The sequence below is a fragment of the Orbaceae bacterium BiB genome, assembly GCA_036251205.1.
Taxonomy (GTDB): domain Bacteria; phylum Pseudomonadota; class Gammaproteobacteria; order Enterobacterales; family Orbaceae; genus Orbus; species Orbus mooreae.
In genome coordinates this window covers 770,714-785,485 of the sequence record CP133958.1, presented here as the reverse complement: position 1 = coordinate 785,485, position 14,772 = coordinate 770,714, and the positions used below count along the sequence as shown (strand labels likewise).

Sequence of the window (14,772 nt, the reverse complement as noted above, 5' to 3'; positions counted from 1 at the left end):
TAGGTTATGATTATAAGATTATATTAAACGTATTTTTCTAATATATATAACAATATATAATTTCAAAGCAATAATATTGAATAGGATATTAGCATGTTAAAACATATAGTCATTATATTCGCTTCTGCAATTGTATTGTTTGGATGTAGCGAAAAAAAACTTACAGAAGAGATGCTTCTTGGTCAATGGAATTGTCAAAATACATTAATGAGACAGATTAATCCTAAAGTAGCAAATGAATTTCATGATCTTGAGCTACGCCCTGATTATCATGCTGAATATATTAAAAATGGTGATCAGGTGCTGTTAAAGCTTGCTTCAACATCTGAAATTATTGATTTTGACGCTATTGAAAAAAATAAAGATACTTGGCAAAGTATTGGTGAGATGGAAACTAATAATAAAATTAAATTTGTCCTTATTTCAAATGATGAGTTAAAGCAAGATATTGTATTTAGTATTCGTGACAAAACATCAAAAGAAATTATAAATTTATTTAATATAGAAGTAATATGTAAAAGAATCACCGATTAGTTCAACAATGAATGTCAAATAGGCCTTTAAATTGTAGTTTTATGGCGATATTAGCATCGGGTTATAAACATATTGGCTGGTAATTACCTACTTTTTGGATCTCTACAACAGTATCAAAATGGATGTGATTAGATAGAATTGTTCATGGGATCGCTATATTTTCGCCATCGTTATAAAAGTATTTAAATTAGTAAGTTAGTAAAGTTATCAAAGTAGTTATCAACAGATTTTGTGGATTAAAAACCATATAAGTGGATAGTTTTTTTATAGATTATTTTATCTTAATCAATCGTAATTAGTTTTTTGATCTTAAAAAAGGGCATAAAGCCCTTTTAAATTAACGCTGTGCCAAGATATAGTTAATCCCCATATCCATAATGTATTGATTATCGGTGTTATTATCGATGATTTTACCTGTTTTTAATATGATTCGATGTGTTGGCTCTTTTGAAAATAAGAACACTATCCGAGAGTGTTGATCATCGTTGCGTTCAAACCAATATGATACTAGCAGTGGGTTCCCGTCAGCATCACAAGGAATCTCTTGTAATTGGATATTGAAACAGCCAACGACATGATTCTGTTGGATTGCTTCAAATTTTTCACCGTAAAAAGTAAAGTTAGAATAGAGTATAAAAGACCCATTTTTATTATAGATTTTACCGCAATTACTATCATGGTATCCAATATCAATTGATTTAGGAATATTATTTAGACCTTCAAAATTAAGACTTTTTATATCAAACATTATGACTCCTTTTATATTGTTGTTTTAGTAATGATTTGACATGTATAAATATACAGTATTTTAAAGTTTTGTCAAGATTAATTTACAATTAAGCAACGGGTTAATGTCTATCGAGGGTGAGATAAGGCTGAATAAGATTTGTTATTTTGAATTATCGGTATCATACATAAAAAAACCGCCGAAGCGGTTAGTTATTTTTGATTGTCATCATTCTGTTTTTTTAGCAAAGGTAATCCAACAAAAATTGCAGTTAATAAAATAAATGTTGCGAATGTATAAGCTTTAGATTGCCCATTCATTTTATTTGCCCACATTGAGAAGTATTCACCACCAATAACGGCAAAACCAAAATACCAAACAAGAACAGCCAAAACTGCACCGACTAGATAAATAACTTGGCCATTAACGAATCGAGATTTCTTAATAGATGCAAACATATAAAGTGACCCGGTCATACAGACTAAACCAGTAAATAATTCGCCGATAATAATAATCCAGTAGCCGATTAAGTGAACAGTTTGATTGGTAATAGCCCTTGATGTAATTGCCTCACTACCTGAAAAAAAGGGTTCCATGGTATTCATTGATAGCACGCTATTAACAAATGAATAATTCGTATTAAAATCAACGATATTATCAAAACCAACAATTAAGCAAAAGAATCCAACAGTAAAAGCGATAGTTGCTTTTAAGATTTGTTGTGTGGATATTAAGTCTGCTTTACACTTCATTTAAAACCTCTTATAAATAATAGTTAACTACTCAATTGATATAGATAGATTATATCTTGTGATTACGTTAGTTGTGGTAACGCGACCAATATTAGTTTGTGATATTTATCTCTTTTAGCTAGGTTTTGCTAAAAGATAAACCTCCTTTTAACTCAATGTCATCATATTATTGTTATACCTTTTTCAGCTAAACATACTGATTGTTGTTGAAATAGAGACAGATTCAACTGATATTTTAGCTATTTATTAGATCAATTTTTATCGGTAGATTTATCTTGCCGTATTGTAAGGTGATCTAAAGTACGATAACGATAAGCATACCTTACTTTTAAGTTGAGTTAAATTGTAAGGCAATGAATTTACCCTAAATATTATTAAGTGGATAAACGTTGTACCTGTTTTGGCGATTACTGCTATTTTTTATACTATATTAACATCTTACAGCAATAAAATAACGAAAATAGAGCGTTAACTTGTTGATTGGTTTATGTTAGATTAAAGATAATTCATAATAACCGAATCCCTGTACCATTATGATCCCACAAATCAAAAGTTCCCCGCAAATTAGTCAGATTGTTAAATGTTATTTAGATGAGTTGAATGATATTGGTTATGATGGTGATATCGCAACAGATTATGCCTCTCGATTGAGTCAAGCTACTGATAACAGTATTTATCAGTTATTACCTCAAGCTATTTTATTTCCAAAGAATATCAGTGATCTTAAATTACTCACTAGTTTATCTCGAAAAGAAAAGCATCGATCAATCTGTTTTACCCCACGCGGTGGTGGGACGGGAACAAATGGCCAATCATTAAATCATGGTATTATTGTTGATCTCTCTCGTTATATGAATCGAATTTTAGCGATTAATCTTAAAGAGGGATGGGTAAAAGTTGAAGCCGGCGTGGTTAAAGACCAGCTTAATCAAAATCTTGCGGATTATGGGTATTTCTTTTCTCCTGAATTATCGACCAGTAACCGAGCAACTATTGGTGGTATGATTAGTACTGATGCATCAGGACAAGGTTCAATGGTGTATGGTAAAACCTCGGATCATACTTTAGCCGTTAAAGCGGTACTATTAAGTGGTGAAGTGTTAGAAACTGGTCGTAAAACACGGCAAGAACTGAGTGAGATCATGATACAAGAGGACCGTATTGCCACCATTTATCGTACGGTATTTAACTATTGTTATGAGCATCGTGAACTTATTTTACAGCGTTTTCCCAAATTAAATCGTTTTTTGACCGGTTATGATCTTAAACATGTTTTTAATGAAGATTTAACTGAGTTTGATTTAACTCGAATTATTACTGGCTCAGAAGGGACTCTTGCATTTGTTGCCGAAGCAACATTGCGAATAATTCCATTGCCTAAGGTACGTTATCTAATCAATATCAAATATGACTCTTTTCAATCTGCTCTAAAACATGCTCCTTTTTTAGTTAATGCGCAAGCATTATCGGTTGAGACGGTTGATTCTAAAGTACTAAATTTGGCGCGAGAAGATATTATTTGGCAATCGGTCAAAGATCTTATTACAGATGTAGCTGGACATGATTTACAAGGGATCAATATTGTTGAGTTTGCCGGTCAAGATACAGATGATATTAAAAATAAATTCTTAGCATTATGTAGTCAGTTAGATCGCTTACTCGAAAATAATCAATCAGGTGTTATCGGTTACCAAATCTGTGATCAGTTATCCGAGATTAATAAAATTTATGCGATGCGTAAAAAGGCAGTAGGGCTACTCGGTAATGCTAAAGGCGCACAAAAACCCATTCCATTCGTTGAAGATACCTGTGTTCCACCGGAACATCTGGCAAATTACATTACTGAATTTAGGGCACTACTTGATGGATATCATTTAACCTATGGAATGTTTGGTCATGTTGACTCTGGAGTATTACATGTTCGTCCTGCGTTAGATATTTGCGACATAGAGCAATTAAAGCTTGTCAGGAGTATTTCAGATCAGGTCGTTTTGTTGACTGCTAAATATGGTGGATTACTTTGGGGAGAGCATGGTAAAGGATTTCGTAGTGAATATAGCCCTAAATTTTTTGGCGATACGTTATACAACGGTTTAAGATTGATTAAAACGGTATTTGATCCATTCAATCGTCTCAATCCTGGCAAAATTTGCGTATCACTTAATGTTGATGATTCGCTGTACTCGATTGATTCGATAACGCGTGGTGAATATGATCGTCAGATTCCAATCAGTGTGAAGCAAGTTTTCCATGGTGCAACGGAGTGTAATGGGAACGGATTATGCTTTAATTTTGACGTTAATAGCCCAATGTGTCCATCAATGAAGGTCTTTAGTAATCGAGTTTATTCACCAAAAGGCAGAGCAGCTTTAGTCCGTGAATGGTTGCGCTTACTCGTTGAGTTGGGTATCGATGAGAATCAACTTAATAATATCTATGCTCAAAAAAGTGGTTCACTGAGCCAGTTAGTTCAACGAATCGGTAATAGCTGGCGAGCAAGACGAGGTGAGTATGATTTTTCCCATGAAGTAAAAGCATCAATGAATCACTGTTTGTCATGCAAAGCCTGTGCAACACAATGCCCAATTAAGATCGATGTTCCTGATTTTAAAGCTCGTTTTTTACAACTATATCATACGCGTTATTTACGGCCGCTACGTGATTATGCGGTAGGGTATATTGAACATTATTTACCGTTAATGGCTAAAGCTCCGCGTTTTTTTAACTTTTTTATGCAATTACCTGTAACCGATGTCGTTTCCAGATCAATCGTCGGTATGACAAGCTTACCATTATTATCTTATCCAACATTAAAGAAACAGCTTAAAGGGCATCGCTGTGCAAATATTTCACTTGAGCAGTTAGAGTCTCTTTCTGATAAGCAACGTCAACAGCACGTGCTAATTGTCCAAGATCCCTTTACCAGTTACTACGATGCAAAAGTCGTATATGACTTTGTTCAATTAGTTGATAAACTCGGTTTTAAACCCGTTGTATTACCATTTATTCCTAATGGTAAAGCGCAACATATTAAAGGGTTTTTAAGGCAGTTTGCTAAAACGGTCAATAAAGCTTCTGAAGCATTATCACGTATTGCCAAATTAGGAATTCCAATGGTGGGCGTTGATCCAGCTTTAGTGCTTTGTTATCGTGATGAGTACCGTCGTATTGTACCACAAGCTAAACAAGACTTTATGGTTCAGTTATCTCATGAGTGGCTGATGCAAGTGTTTGATGAGTTACCAACATTTACAGAGACAGAAATAACTAATTTTTATTTATTAGGTCACTGCAGTGAAACGACTCAGCTACCAGCAAGCAGTGGACAGTGGCAACAACTGTTTCGCCGTTTGGGAGCAAAATTGAATGTAGTTAATGTGGGATGTTGCGGAATGGCTGGAACCTATGGGCATGAACAGGCTAATTTAGCCGCATCAAATAAGCTGTATGATTTATCATGGAAAAAAGTACTAGATACTTACCCAGCAGAATCTTGTTTAACAACAGGATACTCATGTCGCAGCCAGGTAAAGCGTTTTGATCAATTAGTTTTAAAGCACCCATTACAAGTGCTGCTTAGCTTACTTAGATAGTTTACTGAGATAGTTTTAATGAATATCTGAGTTAATATAAACAGCATCGGCTAATTTACTAATTAGCGTTTATTATTAAACAACTTGTGGTAAGAAAGTTAGATCAACATAATAATTTTTGGGGTTATTTTCGTCGATATAAACAGTAACGGTTTCATTTTTAATAAAGTCACTAGGATTAAACCAAATATTACCACTACGAAATAAATATAAGGTATTTGATGCTAGTGGATCGCTCCACTGGCAATAGATAACAAAGGGATTTCTGCCATTCACCGTTAATGCCTGATTAAATTCAACAGAGGTGACTTTAGCTTGAATAGCTCTGCCTGTTTGTAATAATTGTGCATTAAGATTTTTTCGCCTTATACTCATAATGAGCGGAACGACACCAATCAATAAAAATACGACTCCCATACCTAATAACACATAATAGTCAGATATATCTGAACGATAAGTTGTACAGAGACTATAAATTGCAACACATAGTATGATAGCGCCAATTAAGCCAAATAGGCCTAGAATAAACGTTAATGTTTTATTTTGCATATATTGTTTTCCTTTCCTAAATAGTATTTATAGATATTATTACTTTTCTATTAAAATCTTCCTCGAGATCCTCCGCCCCCTGAACTTCCTCCCCCTCGTGAGCCACCACTACTACCTGAACTTCCGCCAGAACCGCCACTACCCGATGAACTACTTCGTTGTTTACGTGGGAGTATTTTAGTTTCAATTGATTCTTTTTTACATTTTTCGCACAGATAGTAATCAGTGCGTAGACCCGATTGGGAGTAGGTGGGTTCTACTCTTGTACTTTTTATAAGATGATTAGTTGGTAACTGACAATCGGGGCACATTTTCCAGCCTAAATTAACTTTTGAGCCACTAAACATCGCTAAACAAGAGGGCCGTTCACAACTAAAGAAACGATAAGTTACTGCACCAATATTCATCAAATATTTTTCATCTTCATTGAGTTTACTTTCCTTGTTTTCAGTTATCTCAATAATAGAACGATGACGACAGGTTGGGCAGATTAATTTTTTAAGTGCTTTGGGTTTGTTTGCGTGGCTATTTTTGCTAAAAATAGAGAATATACGATGACCAATTGATCTTAAAATATAAAATATAAAATAACCAATCAGTAGACAAATTAGCAATACTGAACAAATTGCAAAACATTGAAAAATAGTAATTAGCCAATATTGACTGATACCACTGACTCCAAATATAAACAGTAAAACAATTGCCCAAACCCAAATGAATAATAATGCTTTTTTGAATCTCCCTAATGGTGATACGTATTGAGCTGTTGCCCAATCTTTGATCATGAAAATACGATCACCCCAAAAGCTATAAATTGCTAATAAGAGGACTATCCCAATAGTAATATAAAATTTGATACCTAAAGATTCACTTGGATTATTAGGTAAAAATGATAGTAATGATGATTTATTATTACCAACCGTATAAAGCGTACCATCAGAAGATTGTTGCTCTAAATAGCTTGCAACACCATCAACACCAACACGCATTCCTTCACTAAATTGGTTTTGTTTAAAGAGCGGTAACATATATTGATCCATTAAGCGATAGCTTTTAGCATCCGTTAAATTACCTTCCAGTCCATAGCCAACTTCAAATACCACTTCACGCTGATCTATGACCAGTAGAATCAGTAAGCCGTTGTCTTTGTCTTTTTTACCAATCTTCCAGTGATTAAAGAGTTTATTTGCAAATTCTCTAGTATCAATTTGACCAATAGATGGGAGTGCAACCACCGCGGTTTCGATAGATGTATTTTGTTCTAGTGTTTGTAGCCGTTGATTGATGATTGAGCTATCCGTTGGCGAGAGAATATTTTCAGGGTCAACCACATAAGTTACATTACTTTGTTGATAGGGATTGGGTACTGAATCAATTGTATAGCTATTTGCTTGGACAGAATTGATTGTAAATACAAGCAGTAATACAATACAACTTATAAAGTATTTAATATGATTCATTATTATTGCCTATTCTTTTTATTATTTCTTATAATTTTACATGATAGGGATAAATAAAACGAGGGTAAAGTGGATGAAAATAGTTTGATTATTATCTAATTTATACACTATTTATAGACAAAATAATAAGTTCTATCGTTTGTAGCCGTTGATTGATGATTGAACTATCTATTGGCGAGAGAATATTTTCAGGAGCAACTACATAAGCCACATTACTTTGTTGATAGGGATTGGGTACTGAATCAATGGTATAGCTATTTGCTTGGACTGAATTCATTGTGTGATAGATTATTATTTTTGATAATTCTAACGGATCATCATATATCAAGCGAGAGAGTATAATAAAAAGCGTGGTATCGATTGTTTAACAAAACCGTTACTATGGACATTCGTTATTTTATCGTTTTTAGGCGATGATTAATTTTATAACGAGCGTATGGGCTGATAGTATTAATAAATTGTTCTAAGGAATTATGATCAAAACAAGATTGAATAAAATAGCAGCCATCTCCTGTAATTTTCTCCATACTGATAACGTCATCATAATCGCTAACTAATTGTTCAAAAATAGTAAATTGGTTGCTATTCATATAGATCGTAATAAATTGCAAATTATCGTAATGGCGTTTGATGGTAAATTTTTCAATAATACTATCATCAATAAGTTGTTGTACGCGAGATCCTACTGCTTGACCAGATAGATAAACCTGATCACCAATATTTTTCCATGATAATCGGCTATTGTCTGTTAGTAATGAGACTATTTCGAGGTCTTTTTTATCCATTTTATGATAACTTTTTCAATATGAAACTGAAATCAGTAAAACTCATTCAGTTGACAATGGTATTAGTTTACCGTGCATTGCATACTATGTTTACTTTATTATTACATGGAACTACAAGATGAAACAGGCTTTATTAATTATTGATGTACAAAATGATTACTTTGCTAATGGTAAGATGGCATTAACAAATCCCGATAAGGCATTAGTTAATATTCTTACATTACAGCAGTTTTTTCATGAACAGAAGGCACCGATTTACTATATTCAGCATATTAAAAATGATCCTCAAGCTGATTTTTTTGCAATTGGTAGTGATGGTGCAAACATTCATCAACAACTATTATCCCGAATAACAGAAAATGAAAAATTAATTATTAAACACTATCCAAATAGTTTTTTGCAAACCACTTTACTCGATGAGTTAGATAAAGCGGGTATTGAACAACTTGTTATTTGTGGGATGATGACGCATATGTGTATCGACTCAACGACACGTTATGCGACTGAATTAGGGTATCAACCGATTTTAATTGCTGATGCGTGTGCAACAAAGGATTTGGTTTTTCAATCTTATACAATTAAAGCTAACGACGTACACAATGCATTTTTGGCTGCGTTGAGTAATTTTAGTTTGGTGGTAGATACGAAAGATTTCTTGATTAATAAATTTAATTAATAGGAATGGAATTAACTTGGTATGGTTATAATAATAAAAAGGGTCTTTAACTATCATCAAATATTGGTTTTAGGTCAAAGAGACTTTTTATTATTTTTATTACAACTTAAAACGACATGGTCTTAAGTCTTGCTCACATTACTACTTGCTAATTATTTAATACTTATCTAACAATTAATAACTCCATTTATTAGCATTATTGCTAGTAAAGAATAAACTTTCACAACATCAAATATTATTTATTTGTAACTCGAGAGTCTACATTTAATACTGGTGTTTTCCACTGTTGTTCAGAAACTTGGCAACTTGATTTTTGAGCCGAGCTATCCATACATGTTTGATTGTTATTTTGATTATTTGTATGCATTTGTTGTTCCATCATTGCACGATGTTCCATTGGCGCTGTTCGGATTTCAGCTTGGCTTGCAAAAGATGAAATAGCAACTAAAGTAGCAAAAGCAAAAATAATTTTTTTCATTGTAAAACTCCTTAATAAGAACTGTATTTTTTATTACGAGTTCATCATAGCATTGACTAATTACGCTAAAATGAGTTGAACATTACAATTTTTGTTAGTTTTCAGCTGTGTTGTTTATATATCCATTGTTTGAATGTTGTAATGAATTCATTATTTGTTCAAATAATAATATCTGATTGCTATCGGTAATGGTAAATGAGGGAAAGGAATTGTTTGAGTTACTCACTATTTCTATTTGATTGTTTAGCGGTTAGACAAGTTGATGATTCGATTTTAAATAAAAGATTGTTGAATACTGTAAAAAATAAATTAGCCAATCCTATTGAGTTGACTAATTTATTGTTGTGCAATGTTATTTATGGCGAGATTTTAAAATATCGATCACATTACTTAAACTTAAGTTTTGATCTTGTAGTAATACTAATAGATGATAAATTAAATCTGCTGATTCATTTTTTAGCTCTTCACGATCATGTACTGTTGCGGCAAGTGCTGTTTCAACGCCTTCTTCACCAACTTTTTGAGCAATACGTTTAGTACCGTCATGATATAGTTTAGCCGTATAAGAGGAGCTTGGATCTGCGCTTTTACGTGAAGCCAGTAGTTGCTCTAGTTCAAAAAGAAATCCCCATTGGGTCTGAACTTCACTAAAGCAACTATTACTGCCAGTATGGCAAGTTGGGCCAATTGGATAGACTAAAATAAGTAAGGTATCGTTATCACAATCCACGCTCATATTGACAACATTTAAAAAATGCCCCGAGGTTTCACCTTTGGTCCATAGACGCTGCTTGGTACGTGAATAGAATGTCACTTGTTTTGAAGCAATCGTCTGCTGTAAGGCTTCTTGATTCATATAACCAAGCATTAATACATCGCCAGATATGGCATGCTGAATGATGACTGGCATTAAATTATCGACTTTTTGCCAATCGAGTTGATTGAGTTGTTGTGCTGTTAACATAAGCGTATTTCGACTCCGTTATCAAATAAATACTGTTTAAGTTCACCGATATTAATAATTTGTTTGTGGAATACCGAGGCGGCTAGTGCACCATCTACATTAGCTTGATGAAAAGCATCAAGAAAATGAACCATTTCACCTGCACCACCAGAAGCAATCAAAGGCACATGGCATACCGATTTAACCGCTTTTAATTGTGCTAAATCATAGCCTTTTTTTACACCATCTTGATTCATCATGTTAAGAACAATTTCACCTGCGCCACGTTTTTGTACTTCCTGTACCCAATCAAGGGTATTCCATGTTGTCGCGATAGTTCGTTTTTCATCTCCAGTGAACTGATAGACATGATAACTATTGGTTTTTTCATCGTGCCAAGTATCAATTCCCACTACGACACACTGTACACCAAAGCGATCAGCTAAACGAGTGATTAGTGTTGGATCTGCAAGAGCAGGGGAGTTTATTGAGATCTTATCGGCACCAAAAGAGAGAATTCGTCCCGCATCCTCAATCGTTTTGATACCGCCTGCAACACAAAATGGAATATCGATAACTTCGGCCACCTTAGCTACCCAACTTTTATCTACGACTCTTCCATCTGATGAGGCGGTAATATCGTAAAAAACCAGTTCATCAGCGCCTTCCTCTGCATATCGTTTGGCTAACGGAACAATATCGCCAATGATTTCATGATTACGAAATTGTACACCTTTAACGACTTGCCCGTCACGAACATCAAGACAGGGGATTATACGTTTTGCCAGCATGTGATCGCCTCCTTCACACTAAATTTACCTTCAAGTAGTGCACGGCCAACGATCACGCCGCTTACCCCTGTATTTTCTAATGCTTTGATATCATCTAAATTACCAATTCCACCAGAAGCTTGAAAGGCGACCTGCGGATATTTTTGACTGATCGTTTGATAGAGAGCAACATTTGATCCGCTAAGTGTACCATCTTTTGAGATATCAGTGCAGAGTACATGTTTGAGTCCATAAGGTAAAAAGTCCTCGACTACATCTTCAAGGGTTTGAGTCGACTCTTCTTGCCAACCATGAATCGCAATATGTTTTTCTCCGGCCTGATTAATTCTTACGTCTAAAGCAAGAACTAAACGCTCTGCACCATAATTTTTAAACCACTGTTTAACCATGTCGGGGGATTTTATAGCCGTTGAACCAATAACAACACGAGCCGCACCAGCATCAAGTAATGCTTTCACATCGCTCTCAGTTCGGATCCCTCCACCAATCTGCACGGGTACATTAACGCCATCAATTAAGTGTTTAATTAGATCAATTTGCCGAGCATTAGGATCTTTGGCTCCCGTTAAATCGACGAGATGTAGAATTTTTGCGCCCTGAGCTTGATAATCTTGCAACCTGAGCAGTGGATCATTTCCATATTCACGTTTTTGATTGTAGTCTCCTTGATGTAGGCGTACAACATTACCATCAATTAAATCTAAAGCTGGAATAATAGTGGGTTTTTGCATTTGCATTACATCTCCAAGAAGTTCTTCAGTAGTTTTGCACCGGCCGAGCCAGAACGCTCGGGATGAAATTGAACACCGAAATAATTGTCTTTTTGTACGGCTGCGGTAAAATTTTCGCCGTAACTGGTTTCCGCGATAGTTGCTGAGCATAATGGTAAGGCATATCCATGGACAAAATAAAAATAGGCGCCATCAGGTATATCTCGAAACAGATGATGACCCGCTTGTGGGTAAACTTTATTCCACCCCATATGTGGTAGTGGTAAACCGTGATCCGGAATTTTAATGATTGATTGATCAATAATATCTAGTGTATCAACATTGCCTTCTTCACTATGTTTAGCAAGTAGTTGCATACCAAGGCAGATACCTAAAATTGGTTGAGTACATACTTTTATTAGCTCAATCAAATTACGCTGTTGTAAATTCGCCATTGCTGCGCTGGCTGTACCAACACCAGGTAAAAAAAGTTTATCTGATTGTAGGACTAACTCTGGATCAGCAGTGATTGTTGGTTGATAACCTAAACGCTCAATAGCATATTTTACTGAAGATAAATTAGCACAGCCGGTGTCGAGAATAACCACTTGCATTATAGGACTCCTTTTGAACTCGGTAGATTGTTACCTTCAAGTTTTATGGCTTGCTTTAACGTTCTGGCAAAAGCTTTGAACAGGCTTTCAACTTTATGATGATCATTATCGCCAGTTGTTTCAATATGTAGCGTAATTGCCATCGTGTAGCTTAACGAGTAGAAAAAGTGTTCAACCATTTGCGTACTCATATCTCCGACCTTTTGATGATCAAATTGCGCTGAGAATTTTAGGTAAGGCCGTCCTGATATGTCGATTGCGCAACTAGCCAAGCATTCATCCATTGGAATCACTGAAGCATAACGATTGATACCGCGTTTATCTCCTAATGCCAGTTTTAATGCTTCTCCTAATGCTAGCCCGGTATCCTCAATAGTATGATGATCATCAATATGGAGGTCACCTTTAACTTGGATATTGAGTCTAATGCCACCATGCGTCGCAATTTGATCGAGCATATGGTCAAAAAAACCAATTCCAGTATTAATCGTACTGTTGCCTTGACGGTCTAACCAAACTTCAACTAAAATTTGTGTCTCTTTGGTATTACGCTGTACTTTTGCGTAACGGTCAGGGGTAGTTAACCTTTGTGTTATCTCATCCCAGCTCAACGTGACAGGGTTATAACGTAGACCTGTTATTCCCATATTTTCCGCTAATTTTATATCCGTTTCACGATCACCAATAACATAGCTGTTTACTTTATCTAAATTACCGCTAGTTAAATAAGAGAGTACGAGTTGCAATTTGGGTTTACGACAGTCACAATTATCTGTTGGAAAATGTGGGCAAATTAACACTTCTTCAAATTTAATACCTTGCGAGCTAAATATTTGCATCATCAAATCATGGGGGCCGTCAAAATCAGCCTGAGGGTAGCTACTCGTGCCTAGCCCATCTTGGTTTGTCACCATTACTAGTTTAAATCCTGAAGCCTGTAGTTTTAATAATGCAGGGATTACATTAGGTTCAAAAGCCAGTTTTTCAAATTTATCTACCTGAAAATCGACTGGGGGCTCGGTAATTAAAGTACCATCGCGATCAATAAATAAGTATTTTTGTGCCATTAAATGAGTTCCCTAAATTGTTTTTTGCAAATTATCTAACGCATTAATCACCGCATCACACTCTGCTTGAGTTCCGATAGTAATGCGAATACAACCTGCTAAGCTTAACTGTTTGTTTTGGTCACGCAAAATAATGCCTTTTTGCCAAAGTTGTTGGAAAACAGTTGAACTCTGTTTAAACTTCACTAAAACATAATTGGCATAACTTGGATAGACTTGTTCAACTAGGCTAATTTTGTTGAGCTCAGCAATAAATTTATCTTTTTGGTGATTTAAATTTAGCACATGTAGTTGCATTGCTTTAATATTTTCTTTGCTTAGTGCTTGGCTTGCAATATCAGCTACTGGTACGGCTAAAGGATAAGGTGCAATGACCTTTTGTAACACATCAATCACGGGTTTATTTGCAATAGTAAAGCCACAACGTAAGCCAGCTAAAGAAAACGCTTTTGATAGTGTTCGTAAAATGACTAAATGTGGATAATCGGTTAGCCAGTTTATAATTGAGTTCTCTATAGAAAATTCAATATAAGCTTCATCAACAACAACTAATGCACGATTTTCCGCCATAGCTAATAATGCTTTAATATCTTCAGGGTTTAGCTTGTTACCTGTTGGATTATTTGGAGAACAAACATAGATTAATTTTACATTATCTAGATTACATTCAATAGCCGGTAAATCAAGTTGCCAATCAGCTGTTTGTGCAATAACCTTACACGCGATACCTAATGTTTGTGCACTAACTTGATACATGCCATAAGTCGGTGGACAATAAATAATGCTATCTTGATTTGGTTCACAAAATCCCCTCATTAATAGTTCAATTGCTTCATCAGCTCCTCGGCTAACAATTAATTGCTCAGGCTTTACACCTGCATATTCAGCATAGCGCGTAATCACCGCTTCAGGTTGTGGTTCTGGATAGCGATTTAATGTTTGTTGTGTGAGCTCAAAATAGGGAGCTGTTGGATATTCATTGGCATTAAGCCAGACATCACCATTCCCACCAATTCGTCGTGCAGATTGATAAGGTGTAAGTGCTTGGACATTTTTTCTTACCAATTGATTGATATCGATTTTTTTATTCATT

Annotated in this window: 16 protein-coding genes; 3 read left to right on the top strand and 13 right to left on the bottom strand. The window is 35.0% G+C overall.

What is annotated here, in order from left to right; genetic code table 11:
- Positions 1 to 93: 93 nt before the first annotated feature.
- Positions 94 to 534 carry a hypothetical protein gene (locus RHO11_03740; protein WVD62249.1) on the top strand — a complete coding sequence of 147 codons (441 nt, stop codon included), beginning with the start codon at positions 94 to 96 and terminating at the stop codon, positions 532 to 534.
- A 337-nt stretch (positions 535 to 871) separates the two neighbouring features.
- Here the strand turns inward: RHO11_03740 and RHO11_03735 are convergent, their stop codons facing one another.
- Both RHO11_03735 and RHO11_03730 read right to left on the bottom strand, forming a co-directional pair.
- Entirely contained in the window at positions 872 to 1,282 is a 411-nt protein-coding gene (locus RHO11_03735; protein ID WVD62248.1) for a hypothetical protein, read from the bottom strand.
- 191 nt (positions 1,283 to 1,473) lie between these two features.
- A complete protein-coding gene (locus tag RHO11_03730; GenBank protein WVD62247.1) occupies positions 1,474 to 2,013 on the bottom strand; it encodes a DUF2165 domain-containing protein in 540 nt (179 codons plus the stop codon).
- Between the two features lie 533 nt (positions 2,014 to 2,546).
- Between RHO11_03730 and RHO11_03725 the strand changes: the two genes are divergently transcribed.
- Positions 2,547 to 5,606, top strand: a complete 3,060-nt coding sequence (locus RHO11_03725; GenBank protein ID WVD62246.1) for an FAD-binding and (Fe-S)-binding domain-containing protein — start codon at positions 2,547 to 2,549, stop codon at positions 5,604 to 5,606.
- A gap of 75 nt (positions 5,607 to 5,681) precedes the next feature.
- Here RHO11_03725 and RHO11_03720 read toward each other — a convergent pair whose 3' ends face one another.
- The 4 genes from RHO11_03720 to RHO11_03705 all read right to left on the bottom strand — a co-directional run bounded on the left by RHO11_03720 (position 5,682) and on the right by RHO11_03705 (position 8,400).
- Complete coding sequence (locus RHO11_03720) at positions 5,682 to 6,155, bottom strand: hypothetical protein (protein ID WVD62245.1); 474 nt, start codon at positions 6,153 to 6,155, stop codon at positions 5,682 to 5,684.
- Positions 6,156 to 6,205: 50 nt separating this feature from the next.
- A complete protein-coding gene (locus RHO11_03715) occupies positions 6,206 to 7,615 on the bottom strand; it encodes a TPM domain-containing protein (GenBank protein WVD62244.1) in 1,410 nt (469 codons plus the stop codon).
- A 100-nt stretch (positions 7,616 to 7,715) separates the two neighbouring features.
- The gene (locus tag RHO11_03710; protein WVD62243.1) at positions 7,716 to 7,892 is read right to left on the bottom strand and encodes a hypothetical protein; all 177 of its coding nucleotides are present in this window, start codon (positions 7,890 to 7,892) and stop codon (positions 7,716 to 7,718) included.
- Positions 7,893 to 8,007: 115 nt separating this feature from the next.
- Positions 8,008 to 8,400 carry an AsnC family transcriptional regulator gene (locus RHO11_03705; protein WVD62242.1) on the bottom strand — a complete coding sequence of 131 codons (393 nt, stop codon included), beginning with the start codon at positions 8,398 to 8,400 and terminating at the stop codon, positions 8,008 to 8,010.
- 118 nt (positions 8,401 to 8,518) lie between these two features.
- On the opposite strand from RHO11_03705, the gene RHO11_03700 reads away from it, so the two are divergent.
- Positions 8,519 to 9,076, top strand: coding sequence for a cysteine hydrolase family protein (locus tag RHO11_03700; protein WVD62241.1), 558 nt, complete (start codon positions 8,519 to 8,521; stop codon positions 9,074 to 9,076).
- Between the two features lie 235 nt (positions 9,077 to 9,311).
- On the opposite strand, the gene RHO11_03695 is transcribed toward RHO11_03700, so the two are convergent.
- From RHO11_03695 to hisC, 7 genes are all read right to left on the bottom strand, one after another.
- Positions 9,312 to 9,554, bottom strand: a complete 243-nt coding sequence (locus RHO11_03695) for a hypothetical protein (GenBank protein ID WVD62240.1) — start codon at positions 9,552 to 9,554, stop codon at positions 9,312 to 9,314.
- Positions 9,555 to 9,906: 352 nt separating this feature from the next.
- Positions 9,907 to 10,518 carry a bifunctional phosphoribosyl-AMP cyclohydrolase/phosphoribosyl-ATP diphosphatase HisIE gene (gene hisIE, locus RHO11_03690; GenBank protein ID WVD62239.1) on the bottom strand — a complete coding sequence of 204 codons (612 nt, stop codon included), beginning with the start codon at positions 10,516 to 10,518 and terminating at the stop codon, positions 9,907 to 9,909.
- Entirely contained in the window at positions 10,512 to 11,288 is a 777-nt protein-coding gene (gene hisF, locus RHO11_03685; protein ID WVD62238.1) for an imidazole glycerol phosphate synthase subunit HisF, read from the bottom strand. Before hisF ends, hisIE begins: the two co-directional genes overlap by 7 nt.
- The gene (gene hisA / locus RHO11_03680) at positions 11,270 to 12,025 is read right to left on the bottom strand and encodes a 1-(5-phosphoribosyl)-5-[(5-phosphoribosylamino)methylideneamino]imidazole-4-carboxamide isomerase (GenBank protein ID WVD62237.1); all 756 of its coding nucleotides are present in this window, start codon (positions 12,023 to 12,025) and stop codon (positions 11,270 to 11,272) included. Before hisA ends, hisF begins: the two co-directional genes overlap by 19 nt.
- Positions 12,025 to 12,612, bottom strand: coding sequence for an imidazole glycerol phosphate synthase subunit HisH (hisH, locus tag RHO11_03675; GenBank protein ID WVD62236.1), 588 nt, complete (start codon positions 12,610 to 12,612; stop codon positions 12,025 to 12,027). Before hisH ends, hisA begins: the two co-directional genes overlap by 1 nt.
- Positions 12,612 to 13,679, bottom strand: a complete 1,068-nt coding sequence (gene hisB, locus RHO11_03670) for a bifunctional histidinol-phosphatase/imidazoleglycerol-phosphate dehydratase HisB (GenBank protein WVD62235.1) — start codon at positions 13,677 to 13,679, stop codon at positions 12,612 to 12,614. The genes hisH and hisB overlap by 1 nt, the downstream gene beginning before the upstream one ends.
- 12 nt (positions 13,680 to 13,691) lie before the next feature.
- Positions 13,692 to 14,771, bottom strand: a complete 1,080-nt coding sequence (hisC, locus tag RHO11_03665; GenBank protein ID WVD62234.1) for a histidinol-phosphate transaminase — start codon at positions 14,769 to 14,771, stop codon at positions 13,692 to 13,694.
- Between the last annotated feature and the right edge of the window lies 1 nt (position 14,772).

What these genes read in the sequence shown, in the direction of transcription:
- hisB (WVD62235.1), bottom strand. Translation starts at nt 13,679, where the DNA reads ATGGCACAAAAATACTTATTTATTGATCGCGATGGTACTTTAATTACC.
- RHO11_03705 (WVD62242.1), bottom strand. Translation starts at nt 8,400, where the DNA reads ATGGATAAAAAAGACCTCGAAATAGTCTCATTACTAACAGACAATAGC.
- RHO11_03740 (WVD62249.1), top strand. Translation starts at nt 94, where the DNA reads ATGTTAAAACATATAGTCATTATATTCGCTTCTGCAATTGTATTGTTT.
- hisIE (WVD62239.1), bottom strand. Translation starts at nt 10,518, where the DNA reads ATGTTAACAGCACAACAACTCAATCAACTCGATTGGCAAAAAGTCGAT.
- hisC (WVD62234.1), bottom strand. Translation starts at nt 14,771, where the DNA reads ATGAATAAAAAAATCGATATCAATCAATTGGTAAGAAAAAATGTCCAA.
- RHO11_03725 (WVD62246.1), top strand. Translation starts at nt 2,547, where the DNA reads ATGATCCCACAAATCAAAAGTTCCCCGCAAATTAGTCAGATTGTTAAA.
- RHO11_03735 (WVD62248.1), bottom strand. Translation starts at nt 1,282, where the DNA reads ATGTTTGATATAAAAAGTCTTAATTTTGAAGGTCTAAATAATATTCCT.
- RHO11_03720 (WVD62245.1), bottom strand. Translation starts at nt 6,155, where the DNA reads ATGCAAAATAAAACATTAACGTTTATTCTAGGCCTATTTGGCTTAATT.
- RHO11_03695 (WVD62240.1), bottom strand. Translation starts at nt 9,554, where the DNA reads ATGAAAAAAATTATTTTTGCTTTTGCTACTTTAGTTGCTATTTCATCT.
- hisA (WVD62237.1), bottom strand. Translation starts at nt 12,025, where the DNA reads ATGCAAATGCAAAAACCCACTATTATTCCAGCTTTAGATTTAATTGAT.
- RHO11_03700 (WVD62241.1), top strand. Translation starts at nt 8,519, where the DNA reads ATGAAACAGGCTTTATTAATTATTGATGTACAAAATGATTACTTTGCT.
- hisH (WVD62236.1), bottom strand. Translation starts at nt 12,612, where the DNA reads ATGCAAGTGGTTATTCTCGACACCGGCTGTGCTAATTTATCTTCAGTA.
- hisF (WVD62238.1), bottom strand. Translation starts at nt 11,288, where the DNA reads ATGCTGGCAAAACGTATAATCCCCTGTCTTGATGTTCGTGACGGGCAA.
- RHO11_03710 (WVD62243.1), bottom strand. Translation starts at nt 7,892, where the DNA reads ATGAATTCAGTCCAAGCAAATAGCTATACCATTGATTCAGTACCCAAT.
- RHO11_03730 (WVD62247.1), bottom strand. Translation starts at nt 2,013, where the DNA reads ATGAAGTGTAAAGCAGACTTAATATCCACACAACAAATCTTAAAAGCA.
- RHO11_03715 (WVD62244.1), bottom strand. Translation starts at nt 7,615, where the DNA reads ATGAATCATATTAAATACTTTATAAGTTGTATTGTATTACTGCTTGTA.